15 protein-coding genes are annotated in these 17,892 nt (G+C 31.9%); 4 read left to right on the top strand and 11 right to left on the bottom strand.

Going from position 1 to position 17,892, the window contains the following annotated elements:
* Window positions 1-124 precede the first annotated feature (124 nt).
* From AC5YGG_RS15350 to AC5YGG_RS15335, 4 genes are read left to right on the top strand one after another with little or no spacing between them, the layout of a single operon-like run.
* Window positions 125-1,744 carry a nucleotidyltransferase domain-containing protein gene (locus AC5YGG_RS15350; RefSeq protein ID WP_496145338.1) on the top strand — a complete coding sequence of 540 codons (1,620 nt, stop codon included), beginning with the start codon at window positions 125-127 and terminating at the stop codon, window positions 1,742-1,744.
* On the top strand, window positions 1,725-3,026 hold the full coding sequence (locus AC5YGG_RS15345) for an HlyD family secretion protein (RefSeq protein WP_496145337.1): 1,302 nt from the start codon (window positions 1,725-1,727) through the stop codon (window positions 3,024-3,026). Before AC5YGG_RS15350 ends, AC5YGG_RS15345 begins: the two co-directional genes overlap by 20 nt.
* Window positions 3,013-5,598, top strand: a complete 2,586-nt coding sequence (locus AC5YGG_RS15340) for a lantibiotic dehydratase (protein WP_496145336.1) — start codon at window positions 3,013-3,015, stop codon at window positions 5,596-5,598. The genes AC5YGG_RS15345 and AC5YGG_RS15340 overlap by 14 nt, the downstream gene beginning before the upstream one ends.
* Complete coding sequence (locus AC5YGG_RS15335) at window positions 5,576-6,460, top strand: thiopeptide-type bacteriocin biosynthesis protein (protein ID WP_496145335.1); 885 nt, start codon at window positions 5,576-5,578, stop codon at window positions 6,458-6,460. The genes AC5YGG_RS15340 and AC5YGG_RS15335 overlap by 23 nt, the downstream gene beginning before the upstream one ends.
* A gap of 60 nt (window positions 6,461-6,520) precedes the next feature.
* Here AC5YGG_RS15335 and AC5YGG_RS15330 read toward each other — a convergent pair whose 3' ends face one another.
* The 11 genes from AC5YGG_RS15330 to AC5YGG_RS15280 form a co-directional block, all read right to left on the bottom strand.
* Window positions 6,521-6,826 carry a pinensin family lanthipeptide gene (locus AC5YGG_RS15330; RefSeq protein ID WP_496145334.1) on the bottom strand — a complete coding sequence of 102 codons (306 nt, stop codon included), beginning with the start codon at window positions 6,824-6,826 and terminating at the stop codon, window positions 6,521-6,523.
* A gap of 78 nt (window positions 6,827-6,904) precedes the next feature.
* Window positions 6,905-8,638: an erythromycin esterase family protein gene (locus tag AC5YGG_RS15325; protein ID WP_496145333.1), complete on the bottom strand. Its 1,734-nt coding sequence runs from the start codon at window positions 8,636-8,638 to the stop codon at window positions 6,905-6,907.
* Window positions 8,639-8,767: 129 nt separating this feature from the next.
* Window positions 8,768-9,022, bottom strand: a complete 255-nt coding sequence (locus AC5YGG_RS15320) for a pinensin family lanthipeptide (protein WP_496145332.1) — start codon at window positions 9,020-9,022, stop codon at window positions 8,768-8,770.
* Between the two features lie 95 nt (window positions 9,023-9,117).
* The gene (locus tag AC5YGG_RS15315; RefSeq protein WP_065396314.1) at window positions 9,118-9,378 is read right to left on the bottom strand and encodes a pinensin family lanthipeptide; all 261 of its coding nucleotides are present in this window, start codon (window positions 9,376-9,378) and stop codon (window positions 9,118-9,120) included.
* Window positions 9,379-9,433: 55 nt separating this feature from the next.
* Window positions 9,434-9,571: a hypothetical protein gene (locus AC5YGG_RS15310; protein WP_496145331.1), complete on the bottom strand. Its 138-nt coding sequence runs from the start codon at window positions 9,569-9,571 to the stop codon at window positions 9,434-9,436.
* A 173-nt stretch (window positions 9,572-9,744) separates the two neighbouring features.
* Window positions 9,745-10,704: an RNA ligase gene (locus AC5YGG_RS15305; protein WP_496145330.1), complete on the bottom strand. Its 960-nt coding sequence runs from the start codon at window positions 10,702-10,704 to the stop codon at window positions 9,745-9,747.
* A complete protein-coding gene (locus AC5YGG_RS15300; protein ID WP_496145329.1) occupies window positions 10,701-11,108 on the bottom strand; it encodes an NUDIX hydrolase in 408 nt (135 codons plus the stop codon). Before AC5YGG_RS15300 ends, AC5YGG_RS15305 begins: the two co-directional genes overlap by 4 nt.
* Window positions 11,109-11,112: 4 nt before the next feature.
* Window positions 11,113-13,275: a S41 family peptidase gene (locus AC5YGG_RS15295; protein WP_496145328.1), complete on the bottom strand. Its 2,163-nt coding sequence runs from the start codon at window positions 13,273-13,275 to the stop codon at window positions 11,113-11,115.
* A gap of 66 nt (window positions 13,276-13,341) precedes the next feature.
* A complete protein-coding gene (locus tag AC5YGG_RS15290; protein ID WP_496145327.1) occupies window positions 13,342-13,641 on the bottom strand; it encodes a pinensin family lanthipeptide in 300 nt (99 codons plus the stop codon).
* Window positions 13,642-13,865: 224 nt separating this feature from the next.
* The gene (locus AC5YGG_RS15285) at window positions 13,866-16,052 is read right to left on the bottom strand and encodes a peptidase domain-containing ABC transporter (protein ID WP_496145326.1); all 2,187 of its coding nucleotides are present in this window, start codon (window positions 16,050-16,052) and stop codon (window positions 13,866-13,868) included.
* Window positions 16,039-17,880, bottom strand: coding sequence for a lanthionine synthetase LanC family protein (locus AC5YGG_RS15280; RefSeq protein ID WP_496145325.1), 1,842 nt, complete (start codon window positions 17,878-17,880; stop codon window positions 16,039-16,041). The genes AC5YGG_RS15285 and AC5YGG_RS15280 overlap by 14 nt, the downstream gene beginning before the upstream one ends.
* Window positions 17,881-17,892: the final 12 nt, after the last annotated feature.

Raw genomic sequence — 17,892 nt, 5'->3', positions numbered from 1 at the left:
AAGATGATTCGAAATAAAATTAAAATGAGTTTTTTTGTAATATTTTACTTGTAAGTGAATTAATGTGTTTTGTTTTTTCAGTATTTTAGCCACTTCTGTAGATGTAAAAAAAATTAAATAACCGATGATAAAAGAAACTATGGTTTTATCACTGGAGAATAAATACAAGAACTGTTCATTTATTCTTACAGGAAGCTATAAGACCGGAAAGATGAAGCCAAATTCAGACATAGATATTATTATTCTGTCACCAGATGTAGCTATTTCTCACAACGAAAAATTTTATATTGAGGAAATTGATAAATATATAGACTGCCTTGTTATTCCTAAAAACAGAATAACTGAAGAACTTGAAAAGTCATACGCTAGTAAATCTGGAGCACTAATCAGGATGATTGCAAAAGGTGAGCCTCTGTTGAGTGGGGATGAATCACTAACTTCAGTTTTCGAAACATGTGATTTTCTGTATCATAAAGGAAAAGAATATGAGATAGACGAACATGATATTAAAAATAAATGCATTAAGATTTCCAACGCTATAGATGATCTTGAGGACTGTGATAACAGTATTGATAAATTTACTTTGTTTTCAAAGATTTTTGATGAAGTAAGTCAGTTGTATTGTATTGCCAATAACAGATGGGAAAGCAATGGAAAAGCAAGACTTGCAGAACTGAAGATTATCGCTCCGGATTTTGTAAAAGATTTTGATTATGTGATCAATGAATTATTCAATGAAGAAGTAGCAAGTTCTGAAACCCTTGAAATATTAAGGAAACATCTGAATATTTTCCATAATTTCCATAATCAGTATTCCACCAGAAAGGCATTTTTAGGAACACCGAAGATGACTATAGAGGTCATGGATGCAAGTATTGCTGATTATAAGGGAATTATTAATCTAATTTCATATTATTTCAATAAAAAATTTAAGCTTTATATAAAATCATTTTCATTTGAGTACAAAGAAACTCAGGCAAAAACTTTCCTGAATATAGAATTACTCAATAATGACTCTGGAGTTAATAAGGCAGATATATTTAATGCTATTAAAGCAGATGTTTTACATCCGTTAAGTAGCTACCTTACTCAGAATGTATCGTTTAAAGGTACGTTTGGAGGGGTAGTACTGAATACTAAATTCACTTCTTTTAAAGAAAGATTCTCGTATATTTTAACACAGTATCTTAAAAAAAATAATCTTGATTACAAGAAAGAAGATATCTTTGGAACAGGTTTTCTACTGTCATTGTATGTTTATAAATTGATTAACAACAATTTGAAAAACAGGTTCTCGAACTATGTGTACAATGAACTTCTTCCTTCATCTTTCGACGTTAGAGCTTTAAAGAGCTATGAGGAGCTGGTTTTTGAAAAAGAAAAGGTTGAGAACCATTTCAAATTAAAATATGAGAGTAATCAGGCTAACTTCAATAATTTTATCAATGCATTTTTAAACGATGATACCGTTGAAGCAGAAGATGTTTTGGACTCATCATCATTATTAGCAGAATTGAAAACAGATCTTAAAACAATAGTTTCCGATATTGAGAATAATGAAAAAGATTACTTTACGTTTGAGTATGATAATTTGAACCTGGCTTCTTTGGAAGACGCAAAACATCTGATTTCTTTCAAAAAATTACTAGAGTCTGTATTTAATATTCTTGGTATTCCATCTATAGACCGGACATTTATATTCTATATCCTTAATAATTATCACCATGCCTCAGGAAGAGAATAATATAGAAATTTATAGCGAAGAAGTTCAGGATATTCTTGAGAACCGTCCCAATTGGATTATAAGAAATAGTATTTTATCAATTTTTCTTATGCTCGTTATCGTTATTTCCATCAGTTTTATTATTAAATATCCTGAGTCTGCAGATATTCAAGGTCTTAAGATTGAAACTCAAACGCCAAGCTATCAGTTTGTATCTCAAAATTCCGGTAATCTTAAGCTGTTGGTAGAGAATGGTAAAAAGGTAAGTGAGGGTGAGTGGATTGCTCTCATAGAAAAGAATATTAAATATAATGATCTTTTAACTGCGTCTAAGTTTATAGAAAGCACAGATGTACTTATTAATCAGAATAATCTCGAGAAAATAAAGGTCAATACAGCTTTGAACCTTGGTGAACTTGAGATTTATTATTCTAGTTTTATTAAGAACCTTGATGAATACAGAACCTTTAAAAGTGTGGATCCTAATGCTTCAAGAGTAGATGCTTATACTCAGGACCTATCCAATAAAAAGAGTGCTCTTTCATCAAAGGATAATGAGATTAATTCTGTAAAGGAAAACCTTTCTATTCTGCAAAAAAAGGTACAGACGAATGATGAACTTTATAAGAAAGGGTATATCTCAAAAACTGATATGGATAACATCCAGAGAGAATACAATGAACTCAAAAAAGTATATCATAATCTTACTTTTCAATATAAAACGGAACAATCTGATATTGTACAGACTGCTTATAAATCTAAACAAACGATTGCAGATAATAAATTAAGTGTAAGTGATCTGAAAAGGGAATGTATCAACAGCTTTTTGGTATTTAAGGAAGAGTTTTCGAAATGGAAAGAAAAAAATATTTTTATTGCTCCTTATACCGGTGAAGTAAACTTTTTTAATGTCTGGAACAGTAATAAGTTTACCACAGTGGGAGAGCATCTGATTTCTTTACGTCCACTTTCGCAGGATATGTTGGGCAATGGGCTCGTTTCCGGGAAGTTTTTGGGAAAAATAAAATCAGAGCAAAAGGTAATTATCAAGCTGGACGGCTATGAAAGTACGGAGTATGGCTTTGTTACCGGAAAAGTGAAAAGGATTTCATCGTTTCCAAATAGTGAAGGCTTTTATAATGTAATTGTAGATCTCCCAAGTACTTTAAAGACCTCTTATGGAACCAATATTCCCTTTAGTCCTGAGCTGAGAGGAAAAGGAGAGGTCATTCTTAAAGATCAGACGCTCTTTGAACTCTTTATAAAGAATGTAAAAAAACTAATAGATAATGGAAATTCTTAACCACGGAATTGGAAGAATATGTAGTATAAACACAAATCTCGGAAATCAATTATTACACACTTCACAACACTTCAATAATAACCTATCTCATATACTGAAATTAAGCCTTGAACTTGAAAATAAGAAAGAAATAACCTTAGATAATCTTCATACGCTCAATATTTCTATTAAAGACAAAGAAATTAATAATGGTATTCAGAATATTAGACGCTCCATTTATAATAATAAAAGTATAAAATCAGGTGATTTAAAGAAAACCGTTGATTATTCGGAGGTTTATTCAGAATATATTTCTTTAAAAGATGCGTACGAAAAGGAATTAAGTCTGTTCAAAAGCGAATTCGATACAGAGATCAAAGACAAAAGAGAGGTAATAAAAGTGTTGCTGGATAACCCTTTATTACAAAATGGATTCCTGATCAGCAGTGACTCTCTTATATCTTCAATTGATAAATATGTCCCGGAAATCACAGTAAACAAAAAGAACAGACAGAGGGAGATTGGCTATTTAAAATATTTAACAAGATCTATATATAAACCAACACCATTTAGTTCACTTACACAGCTGAGCAGGGTTACTTTTAAAAAGCAAGATACTATTGTTGCAACAAATTCTTTACCGGGTAATATAACCAGTTTTATAAGAGTAAACAATATTATCTTTCAGATTTTGCGAAATTATTTTGTAAGAATTGAAGAGATATATGAATCACTAAGGATTTCTATTAATCCATCTCTTGTTGTAGATCATGAAGAAGGTAAATGTAAGATACTCATCAATAAGAATAATTATGAATACTTCCATAGTTTTGATAATAATGGGGTGATCAGTTTTATCATCAGTTTTTGTAATGAAAATCCTGACATTGCGTATTCTGAGCTGGTAAAAGTATGTATTGAAAATATTGCGGCTGATGAAGATTCTATAAAGAAATATGTGAAAAAGCTTTTCAATATAGGATTGATAGAGTTGGATTATTTTGCTTCAGGAACGGATATAGATTGGATTGAAAAGCTTTTACAGGAATTTCCCAATATTGCAGATTCTGAACCCAAAACAATGGTGATCAATCTGCTTACCATTTTAAATGACTGTAAAAATCGTTATCAGGCGAATTTTGGAAATATCAATGAAAGAAAACATATTCTGGATGAAGCCTATCAGATCTTTAAAGAAAGTATTTTTTTTCTTAGAAAATTTATTTCTAATGCTGGTAATAAAGAAGAAGGATCTGAAAAAGAAGTTGATTTTAAGTTTTTATTTAAAAAAGAAAAAATCTTTTTGGAAGATACATCAAGAGAAGATAATATAAGTTTAAGTAAGGAAATTTTTGATGAGAAACTTCAGAATTTAACAAATCTTACTTTAATCTCAAATCAGTTTTCTGGTATCAAAAAAAAGAGAAAAGAACTTTTCGATTTCTTTGAAAAAAACTATGGAAAAGAAAATGTGAATCTTCTCAACTTTTATGAAGATTATTACAGGTTTCTTAAAGAGAACACAAAAGAAAAACAGGATTCTTCTACAGTTCAAACTGCTACAAATACAAGTGCACAAAAAATTTTAGATTATCTGAATCACTTCTCAGATGAAACAGGGAATGTATCTATAGAGGCTAAAGAACATATTTATTCTGAGGAAAATCTTTCTTTATCTATTTTCTGTCAGATTGCAGGCGATAACATTATTGTTAATAGCTCAGGCTGGGGGTATGGTAGGATGTCAAGTAGATTCCTTTATATGTTTGAGACTGGCTTTCTGGATGACGTTATTCGGCTCAACAATAAGCTGGAAGATAGTGATACAATTTATTCAGAAGTAAATGATTCATCTTTTTTCAATGCAAATTTGCATCCGCCGTTATTTCCTTTTGAGTGTAATATTCCGGGAGGGCATAAAAATGTAGATGATAAGCATCAGATTAAAGTAAGTGAGCTTGTTGTAAGAAGAAATAATGAGACTAAAGAATTAGAATTATTCAGTCCCGATAAAAATAAACAGGTATATATTCATGATTCTTGTTTTCAGGGAGCAAAAGGACGTTCGCAGCTGTTTAATCTATTACTGAATTTCTCAGATAAGGTAACGCCTGCAAATGTATTTCTATTGGGTGAGGTAAATAAAAAATACAAAGTTTCTTTGAGCGAAACTATTGCAATGTATCCAAGAGTGGTATATGCAGAAAATATTGTTTTACAGAGAAAGTATTGGATGATTGATGAAAAGGAAATTACTGAACTGAATCAATTTTCTGAATTAAACGATCATGAATATTTGATTGCTCTTACGAGCTGGGCTGAAAAATATAAGATCCCGTATGAGTTTTTCATAGTACTTAATGTTGGCAGGAATAAAGACAGTAATTTCTCACCCGATGATTATAAACCTCAGTATATCAATTTGCATAATCCAGTATTTATTCATTTAATCAGAAAACTTTTAAGTAAGGCAAAAACAATTAAAATCAGTGAAACTTTGCCAAACACAAAAGACGTTGTTGGTATGGCAGATAATAAATATATCAGTGAATTCTTAATACAGTGGTACGATGGAAAATCTTACAGAAAATAAAGTGTGGGTATCTTCCCATATTTTTTATACTGATCATAATAAACTTTTGATAGAAGCATTACCGGAATTCTTAAAATATATAAAAGAAACCTTTTCAATTCATCAATATTTTTTTATCAGATATTGGGAACTAGGTCCGCATGTACGTCTTAGAATACTTGTGGATTATTATGATCAGGAAAATTTAACAAAAGAGATCAGAAGGTATTTCGATAAGTTTCTTGAAAAGAATCCATCGGTAAGAAAGATCAATGCAGACCATTTTAACCCGAATAATTCAGTTCAGTTTATTACCTATGAACCTGAAGTGGAACGATATGGAGGGGAAGAGGGAATTATCCTGGCTGAAGATCATTTTCAGGCTTCAACAGAAACAATATTGAGTTTGATGTCCCAAATTGGTAGCAACTGGAATTTAAGTATAGCTCAGGGAATCGTATTGCAATTGTCTTATATATTTTTGAAAAGTACTTCGTTGACCAAAGATGAGATCATGGAGATGTTGCATATAATGGATAACAGCCATTGGAAAAAGAAGGCACGGCAGGTTTCTAAAACTGAAAATGTAGAACTATTATTTCAAAAACAATATGAAAAAAATAAGAAAGCAATTTCTGCCAGGTTAGAAATACTTGATACTATATTTACACATGAAGAGAATACGGATGACTCTCCGATTCTTAAATGGCATCAGTATATAAAAGAAAAAGATATTCAATTGAAAAAGGCTACACTAAATAAAAAAAGACATTTTATTTATATCAGCTACCTTCATATGTTAAATAACAGAGCTGGTCTTTATAATCATGATGAAGGATATATAAGCTATATTCTGTTCAATATTTTTAACAATAATGATTAGATAATGTATAATAAGAAAAAGGAAGCTAAAATAGCTTCCTTTTTATTTTAAATAAATTTATTAGCATTTACCATCACAGCTTCCCTCTGTCTGATCACCAAACTCATCGTTTCCGGTATTGGTCGTTTCTCCACCACAGTCAGTTCCTCCTCCATAAGTGGGCTCAGTGCCTGTTGGATCACACTCTTCACCTAATGTAATCTCATCATTTGTTCCATATTCTGGATCAGTAGGATCCACTTCAGTTTCTGTTGTATCTGAATATGCTCCATTCCCTCCCTGTACTTTGATTAGTTTTGAGTTGTCAATTTCAGTTAAAAAGCTTTCTAATTTTAAATCCTCTAGTGTTAATTTTTTCTTTTCCATAAATTGGTTATTTTTTTAATTCAATCCGGCTAATATAGTATTTTTTTTGTAATTCTCAGATTCTGGATTTATGATATTTTACTTAAATAAGGTAGAATTTGTTGATCGTTTAATAAATATCAGATAATCAAAATCTTTTGATATGTCATTAGGAAAAAATTCCTGTAAATGATTAACAGAACCTGTTATTCTAAAATCATATTCCTGAATAATCCATTGGATTTTTTCATTATTATCTTCTTTAATTTTTTTTAAATCCAGAATAAAATAAGGTTCATTAATTGAGTTAAGAATATATTCATAGGTACCTTGATAGGATTTTTGAGCTTCATAAGTTGCTAACCCCTTATTTCCCATTGCAGTATATGTACCTGAATCAAAAGCGAAACCAAATGTAATATAATCGCTCCCTAGTTTTTCAGACAGATAATTACCCATTCTTTTATCTGTTTTTTTTATATGAGTATTATGAGCCCATAGAACAATTTTTGAATCCGGATTATTTTCTTTTATCCATAGAAGATTTTCAGCCATATACTGATCTCTGGTTTTTGAATTCAGATCTGTATACTGTTCCAGAATCCGAAGGTTCTGATGAATCCATGCATTGTCTTTTTGATTAAGATTTAAAGTATTGATTTCTTTTTTTAGCTGTAAGATGATAGCAAGTGCCATATCCTTATCATTTCTGAGCATGATAGCTTTCTTATCATTTCTTATTTCATTATTAAAGGTATTCAATACAATATTTAATTTGTCAATTTCATTTAATATTGCAGGTTGATTGCTAAATTTTCCTTTTAGGGTCTTTATTATCATAGCATAGCTTTGCATATCAAAGCCAGTGAAATAAACTTTATTGTTGGATGATTGATTATATTTTTTCATCCATTCTATCATATTCAGAACTTCAATTGTTTTCCAGGTCCAGAAGTGCATACCACTTAAATAATTTTTAGCAGATCCTTCCCCTCCAATTGTATAGTTGTTTACTTCATAAGATTCAGGCATTGCTGCTTCAATAGAGAAAATGGTAAAGTTGTCATTTTGTACCATGTACCTAATCATGCGGTCCTTCATTTTGAAAATTTCCGATGATCCGTGTGTAACTTCTCCCAATGCTACTGTTTTGGAGTCTCCAATTAATTTTTTGAGAATTTTGAGATCATTATTATCTGCAGAGTTTGGATCATAGGTCTTTAATGGATAAATATATTTTCTTAACAGATCTGATTCTTCCTGGGTTAGTTTTTCTTTTTTTGAAATATCTTCTATTGCATTATTATCAGCAAATATTTTAAAATCATCAAACCAAGCGGTACCATTAGCTTTAAAAAGTCCTCCTAGGGTAATTTTCTCCGCATCAGGAGAGATTTTCATTGTAACAGATACTTCTTTCCAATCGGAATTTCCTGTAACTCTTCTGTCTGACATATTATCAAAGGAAATGATTTTATTATTGGCATCATTTATTCGTACCCAGAGCCCTGCATTACCGTTTTGTGTAGATTGTACTTTTATTTTTCCTACAAAACGGAGTTCTTTTCCCCGAAATAGTTCTAAGGGAAGTGTATAAAAAAAGCTGGCAAAGTCATTGGGCTGTGGAGAATTACTGACAATCTTCAAGCTGTTGTTACCAGAAAATTTGATTGTGTTATCAATATTATAAAGATAATTATTGCCAGCTAAATTCCATTTTAAGGGTCGGTTTTCATCATTTACTTTTTCAAAATCTAAATTCAGAAATTTCTGAGCAATAATTGTATGAAAAAGTAATAAGAAAATAAGTAATATGTGTTTTTTTAAGAACATTTCTGTAAGTTTTAAGCCTATAAAAATAAAGAACAGTTTAATTTCTTATTAAACTGTTCAAAAAAAAATTAATTATTATTAGAGGCAATTTATATTAATTTACCATTGCCCGTCTAAAAATAAATATAATTAGCATTGTACCGGTCCAGAGCCACCATCACAGTCTTGACTGTTAAGTGTCTGGCAAGCATCACCATCCTGTGTAGGACAGTAATCTGATCCTCCAGTGGTATCACAATTCTGCTCACCTGTATCACAACCACCGTCTTCAGAATAATCGCCATAGGCACCATTACCCCCTTGTACTTTCACAAGTTTAGAATTATCGATTTCAGTTAAAAAACTTTCTAGTTTCAGATCCTCTAGTGTTAATTTTGTGTTCATAATTTTTTTTAATTAATGTTTGTTTATTGAAAATTTTCTAGGATATTTCTTATTTAGGAATGTATTGAGGTTTTATTTCTCAAACTATGGGCTCCCTATTGATCAGGACCAGGGCATCCGTCTCCTTCAGTACAGCCATCTGTCTCGTTACAAGTATTGCAGACCGGGTTATCTGATCCATCTGTGTCACCACATACACCCATTGTTTCCAAATCGTCGCAGTATATTCCACAAGAGTCTTCGGTTTCTCCCCCATAAGCCCCATTACCTCCTTGTACTTTTACCAATTTAGAATTGTCGATTTCAGTTAAAAAGCTCTCCAATTTAAGATCTTCTAATGTTAATTTTTTGTTCATGATTTTTTAGTTAATGTTTGTTTTTATCAAAAGTTTTCTTAGATATTTGATTAAATTAGCATCGTAATTCTGCTGAATCTCCATCACAATCGTCACTCTGCAGAGTAGGGCATTCGTCACCAAAGGTTTCTGTATAATCATCACAACTACCGCAGCCGGAAGGCATTGTAGGGTTATCGGCTTCACATCCCATACTGCAGTTATCCTCAGTTTCTCCTCCATAAGCCCCGTTACCTCCTTTACTTTTACCAATTTAGAATTGTCGATTTCAGTTAAAAAACTCTAATTTAAGATCCTCTAATGTTAATTTTTTGTTCATAGTTATTTATTTAATTTGTGTAAAATTTTCAATGGTAATTGAGCCGACTAATATAAAAACTTTTCTTTAAAGTTTCCTATATCAGTGAAAAATTGATTTTGGAAAACCCTGTTTTTTACGACTATAAATTGCTCTGTATCGTTATTTACTAAAGACTTTTCCTTTAAAAGTATGATGTTATTCATTAATATTTCTAACCAGTGTGAATCAGAAACTGAAAGTTTTTCTTCAAAATCACGGTCGGTTTTATTAAAAAAAACTTTTTCAAGAGCATAATTTCTTATCGTTTCAGCATAGAATTGATAACGAGATCTATAATCCTTATTTTTAACCTTAATCCTGAAACCGTCATCGTATTTTAATACAAAACCTTCCAAAATTTTTTCGGTTTTCATTTCATATAAATCTTTAAGTGAAAAACCTGGATTAACTTCAAATCTCTGAGGCAAATGGAAAACGTCTTTGTAAGCATGAATATTGATCTCTTCCTGTGTTTCATTATTGATAACACCAATGAGATAAAGATCCTCCGTTAGCCCGTAATCAATGACAACGCGGTTTTCGGGAATAATAATTTCAAATAGATACGTGCAATTGCGATCAAGAAGGTGAAAAATGTCAGAATATTTTTTATGTAAAACCTCAGTGGCTCTTATTGCTTGAAAAGAAGTGAAGCTTCCTCTTGTACTGATGTAAGGAATGTCTTTATACCAATACATAATGCCCAATGCGCCATCTAATTTCTCGAGAATTTCAATAGGTAGTTTTGAGGGAATAAGTGTATTCGGAAGTTGTTCGATTTCAAAAAATTTACGGAATGGAAGTGATACTATTTCTCCCTTTTTAGTAATGATCAGTCCTCTGCTATTTAAGGTTACCTCATTCCATACAGCTTCCTGAGAGGCTTTTCTTGTGTAATTTAAAATGTGTAATTCGGCATAAGGATGTTTTACAATGGAAATATAACCATTGCTGTAATTGTGCTTAATATCTTCTAAACTAATCATAAGAAATAATGAAGGATAATTGCCTGTCTCCAGAAAATAAGATTAATGGCTTCTTCTTTTGTATAAAAATTAGCTGATGTCACTTCGCTGTCCTGCAGTTTTAATGACGAAATAACATCTTCTTTATCTCTGTCGCTGATATCTACAAGAAAATAATGCAGCTTTTTGGTAACAACTTTATTATTGATATAGGGGATCATATTATAAGACGATAATATGATATTTTCCTTTTTAAATTTTAATCCTACTTCTTCATAGGTTTCCCGTATGGCTGCATCCATATAATCCTCTCCGTTTTCCATTAAGCCTTTGGGAATCGAAAAGTTTTTTCCGGGAATTCCTTTGGGCTTTATCAGAAGGATTTCTTTTTTATGCTTAATAACCAATCCGCAAGATTCTACCATAATACTATTTTTTTATACGGAAAAATTCTAATGCCTTTTCCATGTAAATATCTTTTCCATTTTTAATGTCTTCAGCTGTTTCATTTACTATGATATCCGGGATTACTCCAACGGCATGAAATAAAGATCCGTCAGGATTGGTAACTTTCATACCTGTAAATGATACCTGAAATCCGTTTGAAAGGTTAATATCATTTCTATTTCCGTTAGCTCCGGCGGTAGGTCTGCCAATAATAGTGGCCAATTTATAATATTTTACTGTTTGTGAAAACATTTCTGCGTTGCTCACACTTCTTTCATCTACCAGTAAAACAGCATTGATCTTTAATGGGTTATCCGAAATGAATTTTCTTAAACGATGCCCATTACAGGTTTCCTTATAGTATTTGAAATCCGGTAAATAAATTTGCTTGGAGCATAACCATTTTGTAGAATCTACAATAGGTAATAAATAATTTAGCAGGCGATGTTTTTGATCTGTTCTTGGGTAGCCTCTTAAATCTATAATCAGATTTTTATATTTTCTGATATTGGAAATCTCCGCTTCCATTTCTTCTTCAGAAAGCTTATCCATGTTCACATAATAGGTATCCTGATTTACTTCCTTTGCTTTTGTAACATCGTCCCGCGTATAGAAGTCTATATTAGGAACAAACTCTATATTTCTGGTTAAAGTAATTGTTTTTCCTGCCTTAAGGCTTAAATTTAATGTACTATTGTACGCTCCTCTCAATAAGGCAAGGGAAGAGTTCCATTCTCTGAAATGCTTTGATCCGGAAAGGTACTGTTGAAGACTATCCATATATTTTGCAGTAGGAATACCATTAATAGCTGTAATGATTTCTCCTTTCTGAATATCCTGAATATCCGGCTTCACATTTTTTACAACTAATACATTGTTTCTGTATCTTACCGAAATTCCAGGGACATATTTTCTTTTCTCAGTAAGCCCCTGATAAGAAACAGTCATATGCCCATCATTGAAATTGGAAATAAAACGAGATAGAGTAAGATAGTTGTCGTACTCATTGGAATCGTTATAAGCATCTTTCAAGGCTGTTTCCAGAACGTTGTCCCAATTTATTTTTACAACATCCTGATAAGGGTAAAAATGTTTAAAAATATTCCAGCAGATGATGACATTTGCAAGAGCTGTATTTCTGTTAAATGGCTGTTGTTTTAATGAAGTTTGTATAATCCTAAGTTGTTGTGGATCAGAGACGGGAAGAGTTGAAGTCTGATCAGAGTATACAACAGTTGGTATATTTAAGCTAATATTACTAGAAAGATCAAGTTTCACGTACTTATCCCAAGCAATTTCATAGGGCTTTGAACCGTTGATAGAAGTATCTTTGAATTTAAATCCTGAATCATATCTTTCCAATATAGTTTCAGAATCATTGGCTTTCCATTCTTCGCTGGTGAATGAAGGAAGGGGAGAAGAAACCCATTGTTTTTTATCATTCAGTAACCAGAGTTTCACATTTCTGAATTCAGATCCCGGTTTGGATGATAGCAAACCAAAATTGATTCTGTTAACAGGCAGGTGATTACTGATCAATAATTCTTTCTGTTGCCAATCTATTGATGTAATGGGCTCGTACTGATGAGTCTGAAAAAGTGGCTTTTGATTATCAGCTGTATAAATATTAGCATAAGCAAAACTTGTAGCGCTATTACTGCTTTTTGCTTCATAAGTAATCTTTATATCGGATTGAAAATGACTAGGTTTTATGTTAATATATACATAGCTGGATTCATTTTTGGAAGCAGTTTCCTTATTGAACCTTTTGCTGGTATAATCTTTTCTGACCTTTATATTATCTATACCCAATCCGTTATGAACCCAAAATACAGGATATAAAGAAAGAGTTGTATTCCAATGGTAAGGAGTTGTTGTAAAAGTTACAGAGGGAGCTATAGGTTGGAATAAATTTTTTAACTCTGTTTCAAATTCTTTTTGGTTTTTTGATTGGGATATTCTTTCAACTCCATAGGATGCAAAGTAGTTCCAATCAATAGAAGCTGCTTCCTCACTAGGATGGAAGTACCTGATTACTCCGTATGTTTTTGCAAAGTCTTTTAGCTTTTGTAGTTCAAAAACGGTCTGGGCATTTAAAGTGAAAAAGAATAAGGTGAATACTAATATTCTGATCTTGTGATACATAAGTGTTATTGTGAGGATTTGGAGAATAAAAATAGCCAATCAGGATTGGCTATTTTAAACCTTTGATTAACAATCAACCATGCTTTCCTCTTCTGGACAACATTCGGAAATACCGGTAGGTTCTTCTCCGGTAGTACACTCTAATCCACAAGTTTCAGCACTAGGTAATTCATCTGTGCAGCAGTCAGAACCTTCTGTAGGATGGGTTTCCATCTCTGTTTCACAACTGTCTACACAGCTGTCCTCAGTAACATCGCTACCATATGCCCCGTTTCCTCCCTGAACTTTTATCAGTTTAGAATTATCAATTTCTGTCAAGAAGCTTTCTAATTTTAAGTCCTCTAGTGTTAGTTTTTTGTTTTCCATGTTTTTGTTATTGTTTTTATTTACTGTTATAATATTTAACTTATTATATTGTGTGCTTAAAAAAGTATGATGTAATTAAACTGGAGTTTTCATCGAATTACAATTGACTGTATATATTTTAGAATCTTTTTCCAGTTGAAATCTGATTTTTATGAAAGCTTTTCGCCTAAGATTTTTGAAGGTTTTTTCTCACAGTGTTGATTTGTTGCAAAAATATAAAAATCTTATGATAGTTGTTTTTTTACCAAAGAAAAATATTTTCCGTTTTTAGCAATAAGTTCCTCATGTGTACCCTGTTCTGCAATTTTCCCCTCATCAATAACGATAATGTTATCAGCATTTCTTACCGTACTTAATCTGTGAGCTACAATAATGGTTGTTTTCTCCTTTAGAAATTCCTGCATATGATCCATGATTTGAGATTCATTTTCAGAGTCTAAAGCATTAGTTGCTTCGTCCAGAAATACAAAGTTGGGATCTTTATAAAATACTCTGGCTATTAATACCCTTTGTCTTTGTCCCTGGCTTAAGCCATGTCCTCCTTTCCCAATTCTTGTATTATAACCATATGGAAGTCCGTCAATAAACCCTTGGATATTAGCCATTTTTGCAGCCCATACTAATCTGTCTTTATCAATCATCGTGTCTCCAAGACTGATATTTTTTGCAATCGTATCGGAGAAAATGAAACTATCCTGTAAGACGGCACCACAGTTTTCATTCCACCACTGAGGATTGATATTATTGAAGTTAACACCACCAAGAGAAATCAAGCCCTTTTCAGGCAAATAGAACTTTAAAAGAAGTTTCAGTATGGTTGTTTTTCCTGAACCACTTTCTCCTACAATAGCTGTGAGTTTTCCTTCGGGAACCGTTAAACTGATATCTTTTAAAACGAGATCATCCTCATTTTTTGAATAAGAAAATGAAAGATCTTTTAAGACAATATCTTTACTATCCGGCATGATGGTAATGTAGTTTTCATTGGTTTCAGCCACATTGTTTTTAGAATAAATTTCGTTTAATCGTCTGAAACTAAGTTCTGCCATCTGATACGATCTGATGAAGGATACAAAATCTGTAATAGGAGCATTTGCCTGTGCAATGATAAATTGAATGGCAAACATAGTTCCTAAGCTGATTTCCCCATCAATTACCGACTTTGCTGCTAAAAAAGAGATCAAAATATTCTTAATCTGATTGATAAACAAAGATCCGGACTGCTGGGTCTGGTTGGCATAAAGCATTTTCTTTTTCTGCTCAAACATAGAAGCCTGAAGCTTTTCCCAATCCCATCTTTTAATTTTTTCACTGTTGGAAAGTTTAATTTCCTGTACCCCGTCGAAAAGCTGAACCAGGGAACTGGTATTTCTTGAGTTTAAATCAAATATTTTGATATCCAGTTTTTTACGGATATTCTGGAAAAAGAACACCCATAAAACATAAAGAATACTTCCGATAAAAAATACAGAGAATATCAGTTTATTATAATAAAATATGATTCCTCCGAATAGCAGAAGGTTAATCATAGAAAAAAATATGCTTAAAAATGTTCCCGTCAGAAAACTTTCAATTCTTGAATTATCATTGATTCTCTGAAGAAGATCACCTACAGAACGGCTGTCAAAGAACATAAGAGGGAGGTCTAGTACCCGTATCAGAAAGTCGGCAACAATAGAGATATTAATTTTTGTTCCGATATGCAGGAATATCCAACTTCTTACATATCCGGCAAAAGCATTACCGATATTAAGAAGAATTTGAGCAATAAGAATGAGGTAAACCAATTCAATATTACTTCCGTTGATCCCTTTGTCCACCATTGCCTGCGATAGGAATGGTAGAATAAGCTGAATAATGGTTCCTACCATTAGCCCAAGGAAAATCTGGAGTAACAGTCCTTTATGTGGTCTTAAATATTGTAGAAAATAGATGAATGAATCGAAAGATGTAATTTCACGTTTTTTCTTATTGATGTTATCGCTATAAAAAGATGGTGAAGGCTCCATAAGTAATACATTACCTTCTTCTTTAAACTCTTTTAATGTCCATCCCTCAAGGAATTCCTTATGGGTATATTTTATCTTACCGATTGCTGGGTCTGCAACGTAAACATGTTTATCAGTTTTTTTATAGACTACAATGAAGTGATTGCTTTTCCAGTGTGCGATAAAAGGAAAAATAAGTTTGTCTATGCTATCAAAAGGTACTCTCGCACTTAGTGTTCTTAATCCGATGTTCTCAGCTGCACGACTCAATCCATATAATGTTACCCCTTGGTTGGAGATGGCACTTTTATCTCTGAAGTATTCTACAGAATAGATTGCCCCATAATGTTTGGCAATCATTTTTAAACAGGTAGGACCACAATCCATCTGATCCAGCTGTTTATAGAATTTAAATTTTTTCATATTTGATTTCTAGAGCTCTGTTTTTTAATAAATAATAAACATTGCTGATAACGTTTTCTTGTATTAGTTTTTTATTATCCGGAGATTCATCAATAATATTATAAAAATGATTAATTATATCTTCTAAAAAAGTATTCTCATTACCTTTCAGATAATCAATAATGTATGTCTGAACCTTGGATAGGGAAATGAACATGTTCTCGTAATCTGGAGTAATTGCATATTCATATTGCCCGATATTGTTTTTATTATTTAAAGACCATTTTTCATTACTCACGGGGTTCCAGTCCCACTTGGTCTGAAGAATCTTGACATTGTCGCCGACATTTACCTGTATCTTGTTAAAATTATTACTTCTTATATTAGATTTAAAAAAGTTGAAATCTACTTTGTTTTTAAAAAACTCATAAGAATGACTTTCAATGCTAAGCTGAACGTCCTTTATATTTTGCTCAAACAAAAATACATCATTAATGATCTCATCTTCCAATCCTGTAACTTTTTTTCTGATATTTTCAATTTGAAGATCTTCTTTACCTAAAATCAAGTCAGGATATTTTTCGTGAATTAACGAAAAAGTTTTTGGAAATAATGCTGCTGCAAGGCTGTTGTAGATATTTTTGTTGTATATTTTAATAGAAGCGGCTGACGAAATTTTTGGATATAAAATGTTTATAGTTTCTTCACCGGAAAATTCGTTAAGATGCTTATAGGCTTTGAGAAGGAAATAGAATGTTCCCAGTTCTCCCATAAACAGCCCATATTCATTTGTTTCAGAGTCATTATAACCGTTAATAAATGATTTATGTTTATCATAATATACAATAAGTTGATTACATTTATCCTCTAGATGCTTTCTGTAAATGTCTGGGTCTATAGCTTTGTTCTCAATAAGGCAGAGCAAATTTCCTGTACCGCTATGACATAAAGAATGGTTCTTGGAAGTTTCAACAGAAAGAAGAATTTCATTAATAATATCTGAAAATATATTCTCTCTTACACCTATGATTCCCGGTGCACCATGACACCATGCGTACATATGCTTTGTTTCCAGGAAAAAATTTTTATTATTGATTCTGGCATTTTCATCAAATTGAGGACCGTCTTCAAGCTTGTATGGAAATTTTCTGAAATCCAGCCAATTTTTAATGCTTGGCTCATAATATTCATCTTCATATCTTAAAGCAGAATCGAAAATTTCTTTAAAATCCTTGTTCCCTGTGAGTTTGTAGAGCTCGTTAAATACAAAACCTATTCCTGACGCTCCATGGGAAAAGCCAGTAAGTCCTTTATTGATTCTTGCCGTTACATCCCAATAGATATTTCCGTTTTTGGATGTATAAGATTTGCTAAGAATATAATTTATATAGAAGTTAATGTCATCCAATAGCCATTGTTCCTGATAGCCATTGGCATAAATATGTAAAAGACCTAGTAAAATTCCGGAAACGCCATTCAATAAATCAATAATTGGATGCTCAATAAGACTTAAATGAATTTTACTTTTTTTAGATATCTCAACACAGTAATTTAAATATTTATCCTCTTGGGTGTGAATAAATACTTGCAAAAATGAATATGCAACCCCCATATTTCCCGTATAAAACGAGTAAGAAGCGTTTTCATTGAGGTCATTATAGATTATGTCTGCAACTTTCTGTATTTCAATTAATAGAGTTTCATCATTCGTAATGCTATATAGTTCTATTAAATAAATAATAATTCCTGATTTTCCAGTATATATTGAATTATTTTTCGTTTTTAATAAATTATTGATTGCAAAATGGCGGTTTTCCAAATTGAATTTAAGTAATATATTTGCATCCATAACGGACAAAAA

It is taken from the genome of Chryseobacterium sp. CS2K3 (genome assembly GCF_059515185.1).
Note: the sequence above shows the minus strand (reverse complement) of the source record. Positions and strands in the feature narration are given on the sequence as shown.